The organism is Amycolatopsis sp. cmx-8-4 (assembly GCF_046548675.1).
Taxonomy (GTDB): Bacteria; Actinomycetota; Actinomycetes; order Mycobacteriales; family Pseudonocardiaceae; genus Amycolatopsis.
The window spans coordinates 84185-105956 of record NZ_JAEBDZ010000028.1; the positions used below are offsets into that span (position 1 = coordinate 84185).

The 21772-nt window shown below is 67.6% G+C and carries 21 protein-coding genes; 13 read left to right on the forward strand and 8 right to left on the reverse strand.

What is annotated here, in order from left to right; translation table 11 throughout:
- Positions 1–96 precede the first annotated feature (96 nt).
- The 12 genes from ACLJQZ_RS39305 to ACLJQZ_RS39360 all read left to right on the forward strand — a co-directional run bounded on the left by ACLJQZ_RS39305 (position 97) and on the right by ACLJQZ_RS39360 (position 9280).
- Entirely contained in the window at positions 97–1005 is a 909-nt protein-coding gene (locus ACLJQZ_RS39305) for a trypsin-like serine protease (protein ID WP_410625671.1), read from the forward strand.
- Between the two features lie 270 nt (positions 1006–1275).
- Entirely contained in the window at positions 1276–1884 is a 609-nt protein-coding gene (locus ACLJQZ_RS39310) for a hypothetical protein (RefSeq protein ID WP_410625673.1), read from the forward strand.
- Between the two features lie 6 nt (positions 1885–1890).
- Positions 1891–2535 (forward strand): hypothetical protein, encoded by a 645-nt coding sequence (locus tag ACLJQZ_RS39315; protein ID WP_410625674.1) that lies wholly within the window; start codon positions 1891–1893, stop codon positions 2533–2535.
- A 182-nt stretch (positions 2536–2717) separates the two neighbouring features.
- The gene (locus tag ACLJQZ_RS39320; RefSeq protein ID WP_410625675.1) at positions 2718–2954 is read left to right on the forward strand and encodes a hypothetical protein; all 237 of its coding nucleotides are present in this window, start codon (positions 2718–2720) and stop codon (positions 2952–2954) included.
- 82 nt (positions 2955–3036) lie between these two features.
- On the forward strand, positions 3037–4275 hold the full coding sequence (locus ACLJQZ_RS39325) for a hypothetical protein (protein ID WP_410625677.1): 1239 nt from the start codon (positions 3037–3039) through the stop codon (positions 4273–4275).
- Positions 4276–4311: 36 nt separating this feature from the next.
- A complete protein-coding gene (locus tag ACLJQZ_RS39330) occupies positions 4312–4953 on the forward strand; it encodes a 2'-5' RNA ligase family protein (protein ID WP_410625678.1) in 642 nt (213 codons plus the stop codon).
- A gap of 118 nt (positions 4954–5071) precedes the next feature.
- Entirely contained in the window at positions 5072–5566 is a 495-nt protein-coding gene (locus tag ACLJQZ_RS39335) for a hypothetical protein (RefSeq protein WP_410625680.1), read from the forward strand.
- Positions 5494–6003, forward strand: a complete 510-nt coding sequence (locus ACLJQZ_RS39340) for a hypothetical protein (RefSeq protein WP_410625681.1) — start codon at positions 5494–5496, stop codon at positions 6001–6003. Before ACLJQZ_RS39335 ends, ACLJQZ_RS39340 begins: the two co-directional genes overlap by 73 nt.
- A gap of 18 nt (positions 6004–6021) precedes the next feature.
- Positions 6022–6300, forward strand: a complete 279-nt coding sequence (locus ACLJQZ_RS39345; protein ID WP_410625683.1) for a hypothetical protein — start codon at positions 6022–6024, stop codon at positions 6298–6300.
- A 91-nt stretch (positions 6301–6391) separates the two neighbouring features.
- Entirely contained in the window at positions 6392–6544 is a 153-nt protein-coding gene (locus ACLJQZ_RS39350; RefSeq protein ID WP_410625684.1) for a helix-turn-helix domain-containing protein, read from the forward strand.
- 1007 nt (positions 6545–7551) lie between these two features.
- Positions 7552–7989, forward strand: coding sequence for a helix-turn-helix domain-containing protein (locus ACLJQZ_RS39355; RefSeq protein WP_410625685.1), 438 nt, complete (start codon positions 7552–7554; stop codon positions 7987–7989).
- A gap of 700 nt (positions 7990–8689) precedes the next feature.
- Positions 8690–9280 (forward strand): hypothetical protein, encoded by a 591-nt coding sequence (locus tag ACLJQZ_RS39360; protein WP_410625687.1) that lies wholly within the window; start codon positions 8690–8692, stop codon positions 9278–9280.
- A gap of 345 nt (positions 9281–9625) precedes the next feature.
- On the opposite strand, the gene ACLJQZ_RS39365 is transcribed toward ACLJQZ_RS39360, so the two are convergent.
- The 4 genes from ACLJQZ_RS39365 to ACLJQZ_RS39380 all read right to left on the reverse strand — a co-directional run bounded on the left by ACLJQZ_RS39365 (position 9626) and on the right by ACLJQZ_RS39380 (position 13735).
- The gene (locus ACLJQZ_RS39365; RefSeq protein WP_410625724.1) at positions 9626–9787 is read right to left on the reverse strand and encodes an ATP-binding protein; all 162 of its coding nucleotides are present in this window, start codon (positions 9785–9787) and stop codon (positions 9626–9628) included.
- Positions 9741–9983, reverse strand: a complete 243-nt coding sequence (locus ACLJQZ_RS39370) for a hypothetical protein (protein ID WP_410625688.1) — start codon at positions 9981–9983, stop codon at positions 9741–9743. Before ACLJQZ_RS39370 ends, ACLJQZ_RS39365 begins: the two co-directional genes overlap by 47 nt.
- A 203-nt stretch (positions 9984–10186) precedes the next feature.
- Positions 10187–10465, reverse strand: a complete 279-nt coding sequence (locus ACLJQZ_RS39375; RefSeq protein WP_410625689.1) for a hypothetical protein — start codon at positions 10463–10465, stop codon at positions 10187–10189.
- Positions 10466–10633: 168 nt separating this feature from the next.
- Entirely contained in the window at positions 10634–13735 is a 3102-nt protein-coding gene (locus ACLJQZ_RS39380) for an AfsR/SARP family transcriptional regulator (RefSeq protein WP_410625691.1), read from the reverse strand.
- Between the two features lie 220 nt (positions 13736–13955).
- On the opposite strand from ACLJQZ_RS39380, the gene ACLJQZ_RS39385 reads away from it, so the two are divergent.
- A complete protein-coding gene (locus ACLJQZ_RS39385; RefSeq protein ID WP_410625693.1) occupies positions 13956–15185 on the forward strand; it encodes a hypothetical protein in 1230 nt (409 codons plus the stop codon).
- Positions 15186–15562: 377 nt separating this feature from the next.
- Here ACLJQZ_RS39385 and ACLJQZ_RS39390 read toward each other — a convergent pair whose 3' ends face one another.
- From ACLJQZ_RS39390 to ACLJQZ_RS39405, 4 genes are all read right to left on the reverse strand, one after another.
- Complete coding sequence (locus tag ACLJQZ_RS39390; protein WP_410625694.1) at positions 15563–17593, reverse strand: tetratricopeptide repeat protein; 2031 nt, start codon at positions 17591–17593, stop codon at positions 15563–15565.
- A gap of 863 nt (positions 17594–18456) precedes the next feature.
- Positions 18457–18804, reverse strand: a complete 348-nt coding sequence (locus ACLJQZ_RS39395) for a hypothetical protein (RefSeq protein ID WP_410625696.1) — start codon at positions 18802–18804, stop codon at positions 18457–18459.
- Positions 18794–20209 (reverse strand): ATP-binding protein, encoded by a 1416-nt coding sequence (locus ACLJQZ_RS39400; RefSeq protein ID WP_410625698.1) that lies wholly within the window; start codon positions 20207–20209, stop codon positions 18794–18796. The genes ACLJQZ_RS39395 and ACLJQZ_RS39400 overlap by 11 nt, the downstream gene beginning before the upstream one ends.
- Positions 20210–20426: 217 nt before the next feature.
- On the reverse strand, positions 20427–21764 hold the full coding sequence (locus tag ACLJQZ_RS39405; RefSeq protein ID WP_410625699.1) for a hypothetical protein: 1338 nt from the start codon (positions 21762–21764) through the stop codon (positions 20427–20429).
- Between the last annotated feature and the right edge of the window lie 8 nt (positions 21765–21772).

Genomic DNA, 21772 nt, shown 5'->3' on the forward strand with positions numbered 1-21772 from the left:
ATAGTCCGTCGCCGCGATGAACCTCCGGCATCTGATCCGCCCTCGGAATCGCACGCACTAACCGCACGACATCACTACTGCACAAGGAGAACCGCGTTGTCCACCTCCACCACGGTCGACACCCCCGGGCCCGCGCCCTTCGACCCCGTCCACACCGCCAATCAGCTGGCCAAGCAGATCGACGAGCTCACAGCTCAGCGCGACGCCGCCAGGGAGGCCGCTTACGCCGCAGCGAAAGAGGTTCTGGCCAACCTGCCGATGACGCCGCAGATCGCATCAGCTCCCGTCACGGCACCGTGGATGACCGCGCTGCGTTGGGACTGCCCCGCACGGGGATTCCACGACCGGGCCGGCGGCGTGGGTGTGCTCATCGGAGAACGCCACGTCCTCACCGCCGCCCACATTTTCGACACCACCCTGCCCATACCGCCGGCTCTCGAGAAGGACCCCAGGTTCGTCCCCTTCAGCGAACACGAACGGTTCGTCCAGATCGGCGCGTTCACCCCGGGCGGCGGCGAGCGATACGAGATCGTCGACGTCCGAACTGCCGCCTTCGACAACGCCACCGCCTACGACCGATCGACCGTAGCGCTCAACGACATCGCCGTCGTGATCCTCGACCGCCCGGTACCCCAGGCACCGGTGCGACGCGCGAACACCCCAGCGGCCATCGGAGACAAGGTGAGCCTGCTCGGCGCCACACCGCAGATGAGTGACGCCCGACGACTCGTGCAGGTCGACACCTGCGTCATCGACCCCGTCGCGGGTGCGGGACACCAGCGCGACGACGAATTCTGCGTCGCCAACACCCCCGGGCCCGTCCGAATCGACTCCGGATTCTCCGGCGGCGGACTCTTCCGCATCACCGACTCGGATGAGGTCGAACTGCTCGGCGTCTGCAGCCGCGGCGCCGGCGGCATCCCCGACCTCGCCAGCCCGCCGGTCATCGTCGTCGACACCGTCGGCGCCCACACCCGGTTCCTCGACGACGCGCTCCGGCCATGAAATCAGCTCGCTGTCTCTCCGCCGCGGACCGCGGCGTCACGCCCTGCCCCCAGGGACGAGAGCACGGTGTGCTGGCCGACCACGCGGGGCTGCTCTTCGCTCTTCTTCTCGGCTGGACACCCTGGTAGTCCCGCAGCGCCACCGCACCGGTGCAGCCCTGCTGACACAGCGGAACCCCCGCACGGCCCCGATTCGGTGAACCCACCATCGACCACCGACACCCGATAGTCCCGGAAAGGCATTCTCGACGTGATTCGCCTCCTCGATACCGTGCTCGCTCATGCGCGGCGCCGCCTCGGCTCGGTCTTCGGGACCGGCCGGTACGAGCAGCCACCGCCGGATGAGAAGACCGTCGACTCCCTGATCGCCTACTTTCGCTGGCGGGGCTGGATTCTGCTCGACCGCCACTCCGCCACCCGCGCCAACTTCTACTACCCCCACAGCTTCCGCGGCGTGCTCGACGAAGACAACCGACGCCAGATCCCGCCAGACGTCGGCCTGATCGAACTCGAATGCGACCTCGCCCGCCACGGTAACCACTGGATCGCCCGGTTCACCACGTGCGGCGCCGTGATCGGCTGCAGCCAGCACCGCAGCACACCCGTCATCATCGCGGTGCACAGCGGCGCCTTCCCCGCCGTGCTGCACCACCTGGAACGTCAAGCACGCACCCTCGACCTCGACAAGATCGCCAGCTGCCTGCTCTTCGGCCCCTGCGGCAGCACCGACAACCCCGACCACCCCTACCGGCCGCCCCAGCCGGAACCGGGCGCGCCTGAACCCGACGCGCCGTCACCGGGCCCGGCGGCAGACCCGGCGACCCCGACCAACCACCAGGCCGGTCGATCCGACGCTCCCGCCCCCGACGTCGGAGGGTGATCCGTAGTGACCGACCAGCAGTGGTACCCGACGACACCGCGCCGGCCCGGGAACGCGATCACCGTGGCCCTGCGCGTGCTGGCCGGACTCGGGTGCTGCGGCCTCCTGTGGGCCGCCGTCCTCATCGCCAGCTTCGCCATCGACCCCGACCGCCCGTCCAGCCCTCCCGAAACGACCAGGTCCACCCCCTCAAGCGTCGGTCCCGGCCGGGGGATCGCCCCCCCTAACCCGGCCGGGACCGGCTTCCACTCCACGTCATCAGGACCGCCCATGAACACGAACCCAGCCGACACCCCACCCGCAACCGATCGGCCACCGGCCACCGGGAACACCAGCAACCGGCCTGTTGCGCTGCTCGTGGCGCATCTGGTGCTGCTGTTCTGCGCCGGCTGTGCCGCCTACACCCTCTCCGGGTTCGCGCTGCTCTACTTCGACGGGGACTGCCTCACACACCCGGACAACGACGGCTGCTGGCCGGTCCGGCTGCACCTGGACCAGTTCCTCCCGCTCTACGCCACCACCGCAGCGCTGCTCGTCGGCGTCAGCGCTGGAGCCGTCCGATTGCGCAGACACCGGACCATCACTCCGGTCATCCGACTGATCTGGCTCATTCTCGCCAGCGCCCTCGCCATGGCACTGATTCTCCGATAACCACCACGGCCCTGGGACGTTTCTACTCGCACCTCAGAACACCGTTGCGGCCCGAGACGCCCATCCCGCGATAGCCACCGCCGCCCGAATCTCCGCACGGCCACCCGGACCCGCGCCACGCGACGTCGGCTGCCAGTGCCCTTTCGCGTTCCACCATCCACCTTCACGAAACGACTCTGCTCATGGACTACTTGCTCACCCTGCTGATCTGCGCCCCCTACCCGGCCATCGGCGTCCACACCGCCCGCACCGTGCTCCGCCAAGCCCGCAACCAGGCCGCCGAACCACCGCTGGCCTATCGAGGGCTGCGCGCCCGGACCTGGCTCTACGCCGCAGCCATGATCCCGCTCTGGCCGGCCGTCGAGCTCATCTCCGCGCCGAGCCCGGCACGCCGCAGCTCATCACGCGGGTCCGCATGACCCGCCCCACGCCGCCGCCCCGCGACCACCGGGACTCGCCTCCTCGCGTGTCCACGGGCATGACCATCCGCTGGTGGCGCCGGTGACCATTCCGCACGCGCACCTGCCCCCGCCGGTCCGACGGGTCTACGAACTGCTGGCCGACCACCCCGGCCCTGACACCACCGCCGGCCCCATCGCCGCCGCGCTGCGCATAACCGAGCCGGACGCGACCGCAGCGCTGCAACGACTGCACGCCGCCAGCCTGGTCAAGCAGCTCGCACTCGGCGACCGATACACACTCGCGCCCTGGGCACGCCAGCACGCCATCCACCAACGCGTCCAGCTGCCCGACCCGGTCCGCGCGGAGCAAGTCACCCGGCTGATCGACTGGTACGCCACCACCGCCTCCGCTGCGGTCCCGCTCATCGCCCCCCACGCACTCCGATGCAGCGCCCCCGCCGCCCACAAGACCGTGCCCCACCGCCACGGCGACGGCCCGCGCGCACTGCTCTGGTACGCCAGGGAACATCACGTCCTGCGCGCCATCCTCACCGCCGCGACCGACCGCCACCACGATGACGTCGCCGTCGAGCTGGCCGAAGCCGTGTGGCATCTGGCCCGCACCACTTACCACCACGACGACCTCGCCCACGCCCAGCACGCCGGTTATACCCTCACCCACCGCACCCGAGACCCGATCGCCGCGGTGTTCCGCGCTCGCGAAGCCACCGCCCTGGCCGACCTCGGCCACCTCGACGACGCGCTGGACGCCGTCGCCGACGCCACCGCTGCCCTCGACACCCACGACCCGGAAATCCTCGCGCTGGTCCACTCCCACAGCGGACGCGTCCACCTCGCCGCCGGCCAGCCCGACAACGCCCTGGGGGAGCTCGCTGCCGCCCTCCGCTACCACCGCGGCGTCGTCGACGACCACGGCCACGCTCTCGTGGAGCGCCGCATCGGGCAAGCCCACAGCGCCCTCGGCTACCACGCCGACGCCCTCCACCACCTCAACGCCTCAAGCAGCGACCTGACCCGCAGAGGGCACCGGCTGAGCGCGGCGCGAACGCTGACCTACCTCGCAAACGCCCTCATCGCCGCCGGAGAACCCGGAAAGGCACTGACCGCGGCGGGCCGCGCCCACACCCTGCTCGGCACCACCGCGGCACTGCGCTACCGCGCCGGGATCGACCTAGCCGCCGCCCGAGCCCGCTACACCTTGGGCGAAGCCTCCGTCACCGGCCGCATCACCGAGGCACTCATCGCCCGGCTCAGCGGCGCCGGCCCCGGTGCCGCGGGCGACCTGACTGCCGCCACCGACCTGCGCAACCAGCTTTAGCCCCGTTCAGTGACCCGACCGCACAGGACCAGCACCGTGAACCCGACCTTCGCCTCGCACCCAGACTGGCCAGCAGGCCACCGTCAGCTGCAGCTCATCGTCATCCCCGACCTCGATGCCAACTCCGGCCTCGCCGGCCTCATCACCGCTTGCCGTGACGTCATGCGCCGCCATCCCGCACCCACCGAGCCGGTTCCCGATGCGAGCCTGCACCTGACCGTCCAGACCATCCATCCACCAGGAACCGGCCACGTCGACAGACCCACCCGGCACCGGCTGATCGGCGCCCTCGAGCACGAGCTCTCCACAACACCAGCGTTCTGCTTGTTGGTCGGGTCGCTGCTGGCCTACCACGGTGGCGTCCTCGCCGACACCCACAACGACGCCGGATTCAATCACCTGCTCGACCGGGTCCGCCCGGTCATCGCCCGGATCGCCGGCCCCGAGGCGATCAGCTACGACAGCCGGCCCGCCCACCTGACGCTCCGCTACGCCGCACCAGGCAACGCCGCCTCCGGCGACGCCCTGCAACGCGTCCTACGCCGCGCCGTACGACCCGGCCACGCCAGCCTGACCGTCGACGCTGTCCACCTCGTCGACACCGAACGCAATCCCACAGCGGGTCGCTACGACTCGACTGTGCTGCAACGCTTCCCCCTCGCGCAGGAGCCACAATGACCCCGCACCCACGCATCGGCTTCCGCAGAACTGAATTCCTCACCAAGCACCAGATCGAGACCGCCGCACTCGACCTCCGCCCGCTCACCGGTAACTCCCCTACAACAAGATCTGGGTCGTGCGCCTGGAATGCACCGACAAGAACCTCAACCTCCGCGAATTCACCTGGCTCCACAAAGAAATCTTCCGCAGCGACGAACTGGACTGGGACGAGGTGATGTGGCGGCTGTCGCTCACAGCGCTGGAGGGAACGCAGTCCTTCGACGGCTACGTCCACAGCGACCTCGGCGAAGGTGCTGACGTCTTCATCCGCCCCAGCGACTACGTGGACTGGGTGCGCAGCACCCATCTCTGGCACGAGATCCGAGAGTTCCTCAGCTGGGACCACGAGCTTATCGCGGATTTCTTCCACATTCTGCGGCCACCGCACCGGTCCTGCACTTACCCGTTCACCGCCACCTCACCCTGCGGGCCCGCGGAATCGGATCATGTCGACGCGAGCCGCACGCGGCGTGCCCTCTGGACTCGCGGCATGCCCCGATGGGTACGTCGCTGGACGACCACGCCGGCGACGCGACGCCGGCGCACCGGATCGTCCGAGGCAGCCAGGTGACCGATGACGCCGCTGAGGACGACTTCCTCGGTCTGGACTTCGCCGCGCTGCACTGCATCCGCTGCACTGCCTGGAATCTGGGTACGTTCCACCGCGGCGACCACGTCCGCCGGCAATGGGCTCTGCGGCTGCTACGACAGGACGACGACGGCACACACCGCGCACTCGCGTGGCTGCTCGATACGAACCCCAGTCAGACATCAGTCGACTGGAACCGGGCCATCTTCCTGCTGGCGCGCGACGCCGGCGACGGACAGCTGTCCTTCGACACCTACATCGAGGAGAACCTCACCCCGGGCGACGACGGCACCATCGCGCGGCACGAACATCAGGACTGGGTACGCGTCGAGCATGTGTGGCACCAGGTCCGAGACTTCCTCGGACGCGACACGACACTGATCTCGTCGCTGTTCGACATCGTCCCGCCCGAGCGTTGAATGCCAACCCAGGAACCCATGACCGTGGGGGAAGTCGTCGCCGACGCCATCGGAGCACCGTGCGTCGCGGCGCTGGTCGTTCCCCTCATCACCATGGTCTTCGACCACTGGAAGCCGACGTACGGCACCGTCGCCGGGTGGGTGTCAGCGGACGCGGACGTCGCACGGGGCGCCGCACTGTTCGTGACCAGGATACGCCAGCTCAGAAAGGAACGACATCCGAATGTCCACCCTGTACACACACCGGTATCAGACGAGGCCGACTCAAATCGGTGGGAGGTGGCCGACGATCGGTGAGTACGTCACCGCCCAACACACCAGGTCCGCCAACAGCGACGCCCCCGATCCCGACTGGCGTCCCCGCTTTCTCACCGCGAGGGAGGTCGGCTTGCCGTTGCCGCGGTATGAGCGCACCCCGTACCGCGTCTGGGAAGCGATTGAGCTGCGGGCCCGCAGTGTGCCGTGGTTCCGGATCGCCGAGCGCACCGGACTGCCCGAACAGACCGTCCGCAGCTGGATCCGCCGCTTCGCCACCACATAGCCCTCCCTCACGTACACCTGCGACCGAAAGGACAGGACGGACCGTTGACCGGCACACCCCGTTTCGACTCCTCGCGGCCACCGCGAACCTCAAATGTGGCGGCTACGACCGAGCGACCCACTCCACAACCACAGCCGGCTCAAGCGCATGCTCTCCTCGCTTCAGCAGCCACCGCACGTGCTGTTTCTCGCCGAATACACCCACTACCTCAGCGTCGACCGAGACCACTGCTCGACGTGCTCTCCACACGGTGGAGTAACCACGCAGGACCGGACGGCCAGCCACACGATTACGTGCCCTATGCAGCGCTGGTGTCCGAGGTCTACAGACGATCAACGCTCCGGAACAGCTACGCCCGTGACCAGTTCACCCAGACCGGCTGGCTCGACGCCAGAGCGAAGTCGGACCGGCCCGGACCCTCGCACAGGCAGCCCCGTCCACATCCGCCGCTGCCGGCCTCGGCGGCGTCAGCCCCGATGAGCCACCACCATGCCCTCACACCCGCGTAGCGGCGGCTTGGTGTCCCCCTGCCGCGGACGCTCAGACCCTCGCCGACCGGTCACCGTGAAGCCCGGCCCGCTTGCTTGCCGTCATGCCGCGGACCCCTGTACCCGTTCACGAACTGCCGGCCAGCCGTCCGCCTCAGCATGGGCCTCACCGTCGCCATCCTCGATCGACTACGGACTGTGACCGTGACATTCGCGTCTTACCCAGCGATTACCGCGAGGACCGGCATCACGACCACCTACCTCGCACGTTCCACACAAGGCCATTCCGATCAAACGACCGAGCACGTAGCCAGCACACACAGCACGCCCAGGGAAGCGAATATGCGATGACCACCGCAAACGCACACCGGGTACAGACGGCCGGCCCACTACACCTACCTGGCGGTATGCGAATCGGAATCCGTCGAATTGCCTGGAGAGACACCCTCAGATCCCCCGCAGGGACCTCATGTGATGCGGGGCCTAACCAGATCAGCTGTTCGGGGCGGCGATGATCTCGTGACCGAGGAAGCGGATGGCAACCGACCGGTTCGAAAGCCGAAGCGATTGGCTCGCGACGTGCCGCTGGAGGAAGCGGCGGACCTCAAACGCCGTTACGACGCCGGCGAAACCTTGCTCGCCCTCCTCGAGGACTTCGAAGGCAGCTACCGGATTCTGCGTAAGGTTCTCAAATCACAGGGCATCAAGTTCCGGGCGTCGCAGCCGCTCACGCCGCCCGCGCCGCCGGGCATGGTGGAAACCTACGCCAGCGGGAAATCCATCGCCGGGACCGGCGAGACGTTTGGTGTCAGCCGCGACATCGCCAGGCGGATGCTGCTCGAGGCCGGGGTGACGCTTCGCCCACGAGGTCGACCGGCAGGCGCGGCTGGCGAGAAGGCCGCCTCGGATGATGACGGCGACGAACGACCTCATCCCGGACGGCGGGAGGGCGGCTGAACGCCGGGGCGCCCGCCAGTGCGAGCGCCCCGTACTACTCAGTAGTAACGCCAGTGGGCGGGCAATGCCATGGCGACCGCGGGCGAGTTCGCCAGCAAGCACATGGTCACGGTCAGCATCGTTGCCCGCAGCCAGAAACGCTTCACTTCTTCACCTCAACGTTGGTACGGCGTGAGCGTACAAGCTCGCGTCTTTCAATGTTGGCGCAGACGGTAGCGCCACGCATAAGTCGCCCATCGGGCGGGTCCCTCTACCGATTCCGGGCACACTCACCGAGGTTCAAGCACTAATCCGTTGTCAAAGTGAATTACTTTCACCAAGTCGTGGTTGAGTCATACCCGATCGGGTGATCGAATCGAAGGACACAGTAGTCGAACTTGATCATGAGTGGCAAATCGGTGACGAGCCACGCAACGTCACCACCCGGACGGAGCAAGCAACGGCCGGGACCTACCGACGCCAGCCACCGAACGGCACCTGTCCCTCCCCCGCGCCCGAGCAGCCACGCGCGCGGGGCGAGCGACCCCAGTGCCGTCGCCGCCCGCAGGGCGTCGCAGCCCATAACTGCTCGAAGCCGCCGAGGGACCAGCCCTGGCAGTCGATCGCCCCCTCCGGGATCCGCACTGAGCCAAGTCCCCCGTGAGAGTGCCAGCGGCTCCGCCGCCGAAAACGTCGACCGGGACGGCCGGACTCACCCTCGATGACGATCGCAGTGTCCGTTCCGCGACGCTCCCAGGATCTCGGTGCGGGAGAGCAGGCCGAACGCAAGATGCGAAACGCGTTGGCCGAGCGCGGCAGGGGGAAGACCGGCAAGCGCTGCTGGACGACTTGCCGGCCATCATCACCGACCCGCAGATCAGCGACGAGCAATCGGCGGGCTGATCCGGGGCGAACGGATCGAGTGGCCACGGTTGCGGTCGGCGGTGGCGCAGGCCGCGCCGCGGTTGCCGCCGGTCACGGGCACCTCGCGGCACGGGAGGGCTCGTACGGATACCTGCACCAGTTCACGCCGCAGGTGCTCGCGGCAGTGCGGTTCGCCGGCAGGACCGCGGCGATCGGGTTGCTAGATGCTGTGGAGATCGTGCGCGAGCCCGACGCCACCGGTACCTACCACGTCGAACGACGCGCCGGACGGGTTCGTGCCGACTCGGTGGCGCGGATACCTGGAGACGGCTGGTTCACGGCGACCTCGGCCCTGGTGCACTACATCCGGGGCACCGCTGGTTGTGACGGTCTCAACGGGCCGCGAATGTTCACCTGTTGTGACCGCACTCGACGGCGAATTTCATGATCGATGTCGGTGAGAACTGACCGCACTCATCTGCTGTTTCGGAGCGGTCGTGTGTGACGGGTGCAGGGAACGCTCCGCCGAGGAAGTTCAGCAGCGCTAGAGTGATCGTCATGCAGTCGCGATCGGTTGAGGTGGGCAAGGTGTGGTGGGCGGGTTCGATTCCGACCTGTCCGCGGTGCCTGGCCGGTGTGGGCCGTGAGCACGACGTCTGGTCCTGCCTGTGGTGTGCATACTCAGAGGTCATCGACGAGGAGCTCCTGATCCAGCTGACATCGTCCGAGCAGTCCCTTGCTGGACGGGGTGGCTCGGTCTCCTCGTAGTCGAAGTTGCGTTTCCGGCGGCCTTTCAGGCTTCTGCCTGGGCTCGGCGGCTGTGGGTGAGGCGGTAGGACTCGGTGCCGGTCTCGATGATGTTGCCGCCGAAGGTGAGCCGGTCGACGATGGCAGCGCAGAGCCGCGGGTCAGCGAACGTCTTGGTCCAGCCGGCGAAGGATTCGTTGGAGGCGATCGCGACGGAGGCACATGCCGTGCTCGTCGATCAGCCGGGCGAAGATCCGCTTCACCGTGTGCCGTTGTTTCCGCGGCGCATCCAAGTCTGTCCGGAGGAATTCGTCGATCACTGGCTTGAAGGGGTCCAGCTTCGACGGCCGCGGCGGTGGCTTCTTCCGCGGCTCCGGCCAAGCCGAGGCGATCGCCTTCACCACGGCCGGCGGCCCACGTTGTACTTGCGTTCCAGCGCACGCCCGGACATCCCCGTCCGAGCGTCCGGGCGGATCGCGGCGTAAGCTCTACCTTCGACTGTGGAGGCATCTGTGCTCCTCGTCTGAAGCACAGACATCCTCCCACCGCAACCCCCATGTGCGGTCAAAACTCACAGATACAGACCTGGCAACCACACAGGGTGCGGTCACCAACCACGAGCAGACGCGGTCACATCAGACCGACAGAACCACACCGCCGGCCAGAACGCCGTGAACGGCCGCGCCATCGAGGCCGACGTGACCGCAGCGAGTTCCCCGACGCCGTGTCGACGGCCCGGGACGCGCTCGACCCCGACAACTACCCGTCCACCCGGGCCGTCGCCGACCAGATGCGCGAGCACGACGACCGCGAGCAGTTCCTCGCCGGGATCGATCTCGTCCTCACCGGCATCACCACACTCCACCTTCCCACCGGACAGGCGCATACCCCCACCCGCTACCTGAGCCGGGACGCCGCCCTCGGCTCCGGCCACCAGCGCGGACTCCACCCGGGCTACGGCCCGCAGCAGAGCTCACCCGGTCAGCGCTCGCCGTCGATACCGTGGCGACGTCCACGGTGGACAGAAAGTCCAATCCGCGTCTCCCCTACCCGGCTACCCCAGCCACTCCTCGTCCCGCAACTCCCGCCGGCGTGACGGCCCCTCGTCATCCGACTGCGCCAGGCGTGGCGACGGAATCGCCACCGTGTCACGTTCACCCTCCCGCGCCGGCGGCACCACCCGCGACTCCAACTGAGCCAGCAACCCCTCGATCCGCTCAGCCTGCGCGACCCGCTCCCGACCACGGAACAGCATCGCCGCCTGCTCCCACAACGACCGTGCGTCATCGACGTTCCCACGGTCCAGCAAGATCTGCGCAAGCGTATCCAAGGCCCGCCCACGCCCAGTTGCATGGCGCGACCTATCCGCCAACAGAACTGCCCGATCGGCGTGCTGCAACGCGACCCGGTCCTGGCCTTGCGCATGCCGCAACCGAGCCAACACCGTGTTCAGCTTCATGACAGCCGGCAGATGCTGACTCTCATTAACCAGACCCGAAGCCAGCCGACACTGCTCATCTGCCGCCCCGAACTGCTCGAGCCGCCTCAGCAGATCCCCCAACGCGATGTGGGTGAGGATCCGGCCCGGAACATCATCGATCCGCTGGCGCACATGCAGCGCCTCCCAATACAGCTCAAGCGCCTTGTCCTGCTGCCCGCCCTGCTCCAGCAACGCATCCGCCAGCCGATGCAACGCCGCACCACACCGCTCCGGCTCCCCCAACGACCGCGCCGCCAGCAACGCCTCCCGAGATGTCTCCACCGCTTGGTCCACTCGGCCCGCGTGCAGATGCCGCCGCGCCAGATTCAGCCGCACCGTCACCCGCCCGATGCCGATGTCGTGCGCGTCCACCAGCCGCAACGCCACCTCCAGATACGGCTCCGCCTCCGAATCCTGCCCCATCAACAGCAATACCTGGCCCAGATCGTTCAAACTCGATGCCTCGGCATAGATATTTCCGGACCTCGCCGCCGTCGACGCGGCAATCATGAATCCGGTGATGATGTCGTGGTAGTAACCATGCCGATCGAACACGTCCGCGGTCAGCGACGGCAACGTGTAGACGATCGCGTCCAGCCCGGCCTCGGCCGCGACGCCAACAGCGGCAGTCAAGGTACTGCGCTCGCGCAGAAACCACTGCCGCGCAACGGCCACGCTGCCCAGCCTCGCTGCCACGACGCCCTCATCGACCGGCGGCATCTCCGGACGATCTTTACCCGGATACACCATCCGATGCGCCTCGAACGCCGTCACCACATAGAACTCCACCATCCGTCGACGCAAGACCTTCACGTCCGGCAGCTGCCACGCCAGCGATCTCGCATACAGCTGCAGCAGATCGTGCATCCGGTACCGATCCATGTCGCTCGGTTGCTCGATCAAGTGCGCCGACACCAACACATCCAGCGACCTTCGCACTTCCCCGACAACACGCCCGTCCGCCGCCGCAACAGCCTCACTCGTCAACTCGATCCCCGGATGCAACCCCAGCAACGCAAATACTCGCCGCTCAGCCTCACCCAATGCCTGAAATGACAACGTGAAGGCCGAGCGCAGGCTCCGGCCCGGCCAGTCACCCTCGTCGCCCAAGTCCAACAGCATGTCCGCGTCCCGCAACGCCTCAACAAGGGTCACCAAGCGCATTCCCGAACGCGCAGCGGCACGCTCGGCAACAAGCGTCAACGCAAGTGCGTTGCCCTGACACAGCTGCACCAGGCCCATGGCGCCGGGAACATCCTGCCGGGTCCGCGGCCCGATCCGGCGTTCCAGCAGCGCGTGCGCCGCTGTCATCGACAGCGGCGAGACTGTCACGACCGGGATCCTGCGCGCGGCCAGCAACGTCGAGAGCCGCTGGCGTGCCACAATCACCACGGTGCAGCCCACCAGCACGCGCAGCAACGGCTCCACCTGCTCGGTGCGCGCCACATTGTCCAGCACCACCAGCATCCGCCGCTGGGCCAGCAGCCGCGTCAGCCGCGCCGCGCGCGCGACCGGCGACACGATCTGATCCACCGGGACATCCAGCAACTCCAGCAGCGTCTCGACGACATCGTCGGCTGACGAACCAGCTGTCTGCCCGTCGCCACGCAGGTCCAGCAACACCACTCCCTGCGGGTAACGACCACTCGCCTGATGCGCCCACCGCAGCGCGACCGTGGTCTTTCCGACCCCGGGGCCGCCGGTCAGCATCACCACTGCCGAACGTGGCATACCCGCCGAGTCAGTGGTGAACGCGTCGAGCTCCCCGAAGGTCGCTTCTCGCCCCACGACCCCGTCGACGTCGGGGGGCACATGCATCAACCTCCCCGCGCCCACAGTGCCATCGGCCGAGAACGTGCGATCTTCCACCGAGTCGGCATCCCCCACTGAAGCTGAGCGCGCCACCGGCGGGAACAGCTGAGCCCCCGAGCGCGTCACCTCGTCGTAGAGGACAAGAAGGTCGTCCGCCGCGCGGAAATCCCCGATCTCCTGAAACTCGTTGCGCATCCTGCGGAAGTAATCCGTCGCTTCCAGGCCGCGGCCGGCTGCAATCAACGCCCGCACCCGCAGCTTCACCAGACTCAGCTCCATTGGGTGCGCGCGATCCATCTCCTCCAGCCGCGTCAGCGCCAACTCCGCCTGCCCCACCAACAGCTGCTGGGCAACGACGAACGCATTCGCCGGCACCCAGTCGTTGCGAGCCCACCGCACTCGCCACTCATCGGCTGGGCCAGTCCGCAAATCCGCCAACGGCTCGTCTCTCCACAACCGCACCGCCGCCAACGCCTCCACGTGCGCACGATCGTGATCCCCCCGGTCGGCGAAGGTCCGCGCCCTCGCCATCATCACCCGGAATTGCTTGTAGTCGATCAGCAACTCATCGACATCCAGCTGACACCCCGATTTTCCGACGCTGATCTGGGCCGACACCCGCTTCGCCTGGAACACCTGACGCAACCGCGCACCGTACTGGTGCAACGTTGCCAGCGCTCCTTGCGGCGGACTCTCGTGCTCCGCCCACACCCAATCCACCACCACATCCACAGACAGGCGGCGGTTCGGCGCCGTCAACAGAGCCGCCAGCACCTTCATCGGCCGAGGGCTCACCGGGTTCACGTCCACATTCCCGTGCATAAGCAAGGCCGTTTGCCCAAGAATTCCGAAACCGATTTCCATGCCAGCCCCTTCCCCCGTGACGAACCGTGTCGCCAACCCACTCTCCCACCACCCATTTTCGCATTCATCCATCCGAACGACCAGGTCACAGATGTGTACACCACGGACTGACGATCATTGTTGATCAATTGTCAAGAAGCAGAACAGCAGGCCCAAAGCACTTTCACTACTTCTTTCCTCATGCTGTGGACAGATACAGGACACGAGGGAGGACCACGATATGACGGACACCAGATGGGTACGCAGCCCGGTCGGGCCCGCCGATCAGCACTTCGCCACGCGCCGCGACACGAAATCCGTACTGGTGCTCGTACCACACATCGTGGCCGGCACCCGTCTGCTGGACCTGCTACCGCTTCTGGAGGCCGACCACCGCGTCCAGGTCGTGTTCACCAACCCCGAAGCCGACGAGAACTGGCAGGCCAATCACGACTTTCTCCACGCCCAAGGCGGGATCGTGCTGCCCTGGCCCCAGGCCCGCCGCAGCACGTTCAACCTCGTCCTTGCCGGCAGCACCCGCGGCATCGACGACCTCACTGCCCCGGCCATGCTCGTCCCGCACGGCGGCGGGTTCGGCCAGTACCGCACCTGGAGCCCGCCCGGCGCCACCGACGGCCCACGATCCCGGCTACGCACCGGCCTCGGCCCCGACCAGCTGATGCGCGAAGGCCGGACGCGGGCCGAGGCGATCATCCTGGTCCACGAACGCGAACGCGACCTGCTCGCGAAAGTCTGCCCGCCCGCCCTCAACACCGCAGTCGTCGCAGGCGACATCGCCCTCGACCGCCTCACCGCCAGCCTCCCCTACCAAGATCACTACCGACGTGCGCTCGGCGCTGCCGACGACCAGCACATCGTCCTGGTCACCTCTACCTGGTCACCACGCTCGGCCTTCGGCCGTCACCCCGACCTGTTCGACCGAGTCATCGCCGCCCTCCCCCGCGAGCGCTACCGTGTCGTCGGCGCCCTGCACCCACAGATCTGGTCCCACCACAGCCCCTGGCAGATCCGCTCCTGGCTCGCCGGGGCCCTCCGCGCCGGACTCGTGCTCCTTCCCCCGGAGGAAGGCTGGCGCGCCGCTCTGGTCGCCGCCGACCACGTCATCGGTGACTACGGATCCGTCACCACCTACGGCGCCGCCGCCGGCGCGTCGGTCCTGCTCGATCACAACCCCGACCAGCCCCTGCTGCCGGGCACCCCCGCCGCGGTGCTCGCCGAACACACTCCCCATTGGGACCCCAGGCGGCCGCTCATCCCCCAGCTACGAGCCGCCGACCACGCGCGCGACACCACGGGGCTGCCCACTCGTATCCGCCGGCTGCTCAGCTCTCAGCCCGGCCAAGCCGGCCAGATTCTGCGGCGCACGATGTACGGACTGCTCAACATCCCCGAACCTGGCCACGCTGTACCCGTCTCCCCCATGCCGCTGCCTAAACCGGTGCCAGCATGAGTGCCCGCACACACCGCACCGACATCTACGCCACTGCAACGACAGCCAGCACGCTGACCAGCTGGCACTACGAGCTCGGCGACGGTCACAGCACCGTCCTACTCGCCGGACCCGCCACCGATCAGCGCCGGGAAACACTGGCCGACGTCCTGGTCGGCGCGCAGCAACGATGCTTCGCCGACGGACGTGCGGCCCTGGCCGCCACCTTCAGCCGGCTCCCCGGCCTCAGCATCGCGACGGTCCCACTAGCCGACGGACAATGCCTGATCGGTGACTGCCACGGAGACACCGCGCTAGCCGAGAACATCGACACCGAACTCGGCGCGGTCGCCGCTTACCTGTGGTCCGTGAGCGGCCGGCGCCTGCGCCGACTCGACTCAGTCCGCCGCATCCAGAGCAGACAACCTGGCCTGCGCACGTTCCAGCTGAGCACCACCAATGTCGGCCAGCAGCTCGACCGCCTCACCCAGATAGTCCCGCGCCCTCGCGGCCTGGTCGTCGCCTTCAGCGACCTCCGCCAGGGCGATCAGCACCTCGGCCTCATACACCGCTGACCGCGACCGGCCGAGAACCCCACGTGCCTGCTCCAGGCGCCGCACCGCCACTTCGGGCCGCCCGGATCGCGCCGCGATCCGGGCCAGCCCAAGCGCCACCCGGGCCACCCCTTTCTCATCACCCAATTCGGCGAACAGCGCGTGAGCCGCCTCCAGATGCCGCGCTGCCCCCGCATCCCGCCCGGCCTGCAACAGCACCTCACCGATGCGGCGGTGCCGCGCCGCGACCCCGCGATCGATCCCCAGCTCCTCCTCGATACGGAGGCTGTCGGTGAACACCACCACCGCAAGCTCAACATCGCCGCGGCCTTGCGCGATCACCCCCAGCTGTTCCAAGGCCGCGGACTCGTTGCGCTGATCCTGCACACCACGCGCCAGATCGGCAGCCCAGCGCGACTCCCGCTCCGCTGGATCCAGCTGGCCCAGGTCCAGATACGCCCGCCCCAGCTGGTAACGCAGCCGAGACTCCGCCACCCGATTGCGACACCGCTGAGCGGCAGCAATCCCCAGTTCGTGCGAGCGCACCCACTCCGGGTAGTGCTTGCGGTACAGCATCAGCTCCCACAGTGCCTCGCACAGCTGCCATGCCAGCTCATCACGATGGTCGGCAACAGCTGCCTCCAAGACCTCCAGCACATTCGGCAGCTCCGCCGTCAGCCAGGCCAGCGCCACCTCATCCGAGGCAAACGCCGCGGGCAGATCCCGCAACTGCTCAGCGACCGGGCTGACCCGCCAACGCATCGGGATGACCACGAGGTTCGCCCGCGTCAGCTCTCGCAGATACCACGTGGCGGCGCGCGGGATGACCTCGAAGCGACCGTCATCCTCACGCTGCGCGCGACCGTGCAGCCTCACCAGGTCATGAAAACGATAGCGGTCGAGATCGATCTCCTCGAGCAGACTCGCATCGACCAGAACCTGCAACGCCTCAGTCACATCCTGCTCAGACAGCTCCGCAACCGCAGCGGCAAGCCCCGGCCCGAACTCCGACGCCGGCAGCTCAGCCATCAACCGATACACCGCCGCCACGTACGCGGGCAGTTCGCGATACGACCAGTCGAATGTCGCGATCACCGACTCCTCCGTCCCGGCCAGCCGCGACAAGGTCATCAACCGGGACCGCTCGTTCCGGAGCTGATCCAGCACGCGCGAGACCGGCCACCGAGGGTGCGCAGCCAGCTTCGCCGCCACCACCCGCAACGTAATCGGGAAACTGCCGCACAGCCGGGCCAGCTCTACGACCGCCTCCGGCTCGTCACTCGCCCGGTCGTCACCCAGCACGGCGGCCAGCAGCGCGACCGCGTCGTCGCGCGGCAGCGGCGAGACCTCCACGAACCGCGCCCCGTCAGCGAGCAAACCATCCAGACGAAGTCTGCTGGTCACCAGCACCACGCACCCGGCCGACGGCGGAATCAGCGGGCGAACCTGCGCCGTGGAGATAGCGTTGTCCAGCACCACCAGCAGCCGGCGACCCGTAGTCATCGTCCGGTACAGCCCCATCTGCTCAGCCAACTCGATCGGCACGTTCTCTGCATCCACCCCCAACGCCCGCAGAAACATCCCCAGGATCTCCTCAGGCGCCACCGCGGTACCAGCAGAGAACCCGCGCAGGTCGGCGTAAAGCTGCCCGTCGGGAAAACGATGTCCCTGCCCAGCGGCCCATGTCACTACCAGCGCGGTCTTGCCGACACCGCCGGGACCGACAACCACCGTCACAGCGGCCCGTGAGGCAGTCCTGCCGGAGTCCACGAACAGTCGGTCCAGGTCCGCGAGCTCATCGACACGACTGCGGAAGTGGGCGGGTGGCGGCGGCAGTTGCCGAGGGTGGCTTGTCAGTGACACCACCTGCGGCATGGCACCGACGCCATGAGCTGGCGCATTTCGATCAGCGGTCCCCTGCTGACTCGGCATGCCGGGCGATTCGGCGTGCGCCCCAGCCCTTGCGACATCAACACCACGGACCCCCTGACCGCCGACGTGTTCATCACCTGAATCCGCCGCCGACCGTCCGCGTCCGAACTCGCTGACGCCGTTCAACCACACCACCCCCGGATGTACAGCGACTCTCTGTCTACCCTGTCGACGCGACAAAATCAGGCACCATCACCCATGACACCCCGAAAGAACCCCTTCGCGAGTACTCAACGGCAGCAGCCACGGCCGACTGAATGTCGCAATTCGATTCACCCACTCAGCCCACTACGACGACGGCGATCGAACGAGTTAACCCGGACGCTCGAGGCGCTACGGCGCGCACGGCCTCATATATACGGAGCGGCAATCCCTGGGACCACAGCGTCGAATTAACCGGCAAGACAGATTCGACCGAGCTCACCGCAGACGCTCCGACGCAGGCGAACTCACCTGCTGGGTCGAGCAGGAGACGAACGTCCCGCCCTAGTCGTCTTGAACGTAGCTGTTGCACCTGCTGCGGGGCAGACCAGTTCAACGTCGGACGGATCGCCCATCGCGACAGGCTGCGTGACATTTCTAACAACAGCCAACGCGCGCTGAGCCTCCTCGGCGGAGCGGCCGGCCGCCTGCAAGCGAACGGCTCGACGAGGGCGGTTGGACCCGGCCGTAGCAGCTCGCCGGATTCAAATGCGGAGGGCAAGAGCCGAGGCTGCGATCGGCCAATGGCTTCTGACGGGGCTCGGTGAAACTCCTCAGGGGTACTCGCTGAAATTCCCCAGCTGAGGAGAGCAGCATAACCGTTGTCAGCGGCGAAGTGCGATCACTCCTTCAGGTGCAGTGATCGGGATCTTGGGACGTGCCACTTCCGGTGTGGTCAGCAACGCGACGATGCTCACCTGGCCGCCGCAGTGCGGGCAGTCGCGTTGCGCCGCGAGCTGCGGCAGCGGCGCGGGCGCCGGGGCCGAGGCGGCCGCCGCAGGCGGCTGCCCGAAAGCCCTGACCGAGCTGCTGGTGCGTTCAACCTCCCGGCGGGCAGCGGCGGTGCGTTTGCACTCCCGTGAGCAGTAGACGCGGGTCTTGGCCTGGCGTCCGGTCGCGATGAACGCGTCCCAGCAGATCGGGCAGGTCTTGGCGATAGCGTTAGGAGACACGCGCGTTCACCGCCTTGCGCAGCTTGTCAGAGGTGTCCTGGTGCGACCTCAACCGGTAAGATGGTCCGTCGATGCCGACCACCGTCGCCCGATGCAGCAACCGATCCAGCATCGCCGCGGCGACCGTGGCGTCACCGAAAGCTGTTGCCCAGTCAGCAATCCCGACGTTTGTCGTCAAGATCGTGGACGACTTCAGGTAGCGCTGATTGACCACCTGGAACAACGCCGACGCCCCGTCGCCAGGCAGCGGTAAGTAGCCAAGTTCGTCGATCACGAGGAGCTTCGGACCGGCGAAGAACCGCATGCAGGTAGCCCACCGCCCCTCGACCGCGGCCTTATGTCGGTTGAGCAGCTGCTTGCCGCCGCATTCGTAGACAGCTTGGACGAACGCGGTGAGCAGCGGGTTGTCGAAGCCGCCGACGTTGACTTGGTCCATGGCGAACCGGACGACGTCGGTCAACACGGTAACTCGGGTGACCTTGGCAGTGGCCCCGATGAAAATCGGGCCTGGCTCGGCAGGACGATCGACTCCCACTGCGACCTCGGTCAGTGGTGGCAGCAGATAGGACGTCTTGCTGTCGAAGGCGGCCCGGGCCGCCTCGTAGACGGCGGCCGCGACGTCCTGCCCGCCGGGGCCGGGCCACGTCCACGCCCAGCTCTGGTTGCCGGAGGACATCATCAGCTGCTGGGTGAACGGCCGATTGTTGACGACTCGCACCGTGACGAGGTCATCGTGGTCCGGCTCGAAGCACACCCGCACTGCCGCGGCCGAGGTCCCTTCGTCGGGGTCGACGACGCCGCGGACCCACGGCGGCAACGCGGCTCCCCCGCACTTCGGGCCGTCCTTGCGGGCGCCGGTGATCTCGCCGACCGTCTGTCCGGCGTTCGCGACCCAATCCCAGAAGGAGAACTCCGTCAGCTCGGCCGACAGGACGTCACCCTCGAGTCGGAACTGCCGGTCCGGTCGCGGCTCCCACGCCCGATCACCCTCGTTCCAATGCACGAGGACGAGCGAGGCACGCTGGACGTCGGACATCGGCGGCAGGCTCCACCGCACGCTGACGGGCTTCTGCAAGGGCGCGTCGTGCTGCACGCCGACTGGCTGGCCGTAGAGCTCGGCCAGCTGCCGGTCGATCGCCGCGGTCTCGGGGACGTGGATCGACGTTTCTGCGGTGACCGCCCCCGCCGGGACCGTCACCTGTGCCGTGCCGACCTGGACCGAGGCGCCGTCGGGACCGACCGGGGTGTTCTTGTCCAGTGTCGTCGGGGCCGGATCGGGCACGGCGAACGGCGAGACTGCTGCCGCAGCCGGGGTGGCGACGGGCGCTGCGGTTTCTCCGCTCGAACAGCCGGCAAGGACCGTAAGCACGGTGACGAGCGCTACGAGCCGGGATTGGGAAGGCATGACGGCTCCTCGGTTCAGCGGAAGACCAATGCGCTCGTGTGCCAGCAACGTTCCGCAGCGATCCCGGGGAACGTCCGGCTCCGCTCCAGAGTCTCTTGGCGGACGGCCCGCGTTACGAGATCGCTGCGCCGATTCGATCATGCTCAAGCACAACTGAACTGCCCGAGCGCTCGCTCGCGCTCGTTGGACTGCCTCTGTGGTTCGCGTCGTGGGCTGGTCAGCGGCCGATCAACGCGTCGTGCAGGTGGTCATCGAGGTCAGCGACGAAGTCCTCGGCTCGCCAGGGCCGGAGCGCCTGACGTACGAGACGAACTCGCTGGGTAGCCACACGACCTCCTGTCGCCGACGCGACGTCGATGGCGTCATGCAGGTCCGCGGCGCACGCGCGCGGGTCGCCCAGCTTCAACCGCGCCAGCGCCAGGTCCGAGGTCACGATGCCGCTCTGCACGGCGTCCCGTGACGTCCTCAACGATTCGAGCGAACGTTCAAGACTGCCATGCGCCTGGTCGGCATCGCCCGCGTGGAGTGCGCACAAGCCGGCGAACCCCCGGAGCCGCTCACCGTCGAACCCCTGGTGCGGATCATCCAGGGAGAGCTGGTCGACAGTCGTCCACGCTCGGCCGATTGCCTCGGCCGCTTCCTTCGCCTGGCCGGCGCGAGCGTTGATTTCGGCGTGCACTGCGTGAGCACGCGCGCGGACGGCATAACTCGAACCTCGATGGGCATCGACGGTCGCCGCCCTGGCGATCTCTCGTGCCAGCTGATGGTCGCCTGTCGCGTGGAGCGTCACCATGGTGTGGCTCGTCCGGATCATCGCGCGGAAGCTCCGATCCTTCAGATCACCGGCGGCTTGGGTCGCCTCCGAGTAGAAGCCCATCGCCATCTCGTCGTCACGCGTCTCGAAGGCCAGACGGGCGGCGAGCGCGAAAGTCGCAGCCGCCAGTGTCGACAAATCCGCAAGGCTTTTACCGGACTGCGCGCTGAGGAGCCGACACGCGTCGACAACGGGAGCGAGCTGCAGCTGCAACCTGACAAATGGCTGCACGCCCACCTGTCGGTCGATCGAAACAACCGCGTCCCGCAGACTTGGAATCACCTCGTCGAGATTCGATCGCTCCCGTTCAGCTGCAGCCAAGCCCGCACGAGCGGCGGGCTGCAGCAGCATCGCCAATTCGGGCCCCTCCGCCCCTACACAGGCAGCGATCACCTCGACGATTTCCTGAATCCGCGGCGACGGCACGTCGAAATACCGGAACGCCTCCAGGAGGAGTTCAAAGTCCGACCCCGGCCCCAGTTGGACCTGTCCCGCCGGCGTACAGGCGTAGATGTATGCCAGGACAACCTGGTAGCGCTCGCCCGGAACGGTTCCGTCGTCGACGCTCTCCCACCGGGCCACGGCACGCCGGATGCTCGATCGCTGGCTAGCCGCCAGCGAGACCATCCCCAGCCGGCGCGCGGAATCCTGCAGTGCACGCGCTAAATCGGCCCACGACCAGCCGCGCGAAACGCGCAGGCGGCGCAGAAGGCGCGCCCCGGTCTGCCTGCCTGTAGTCACGGTATCCA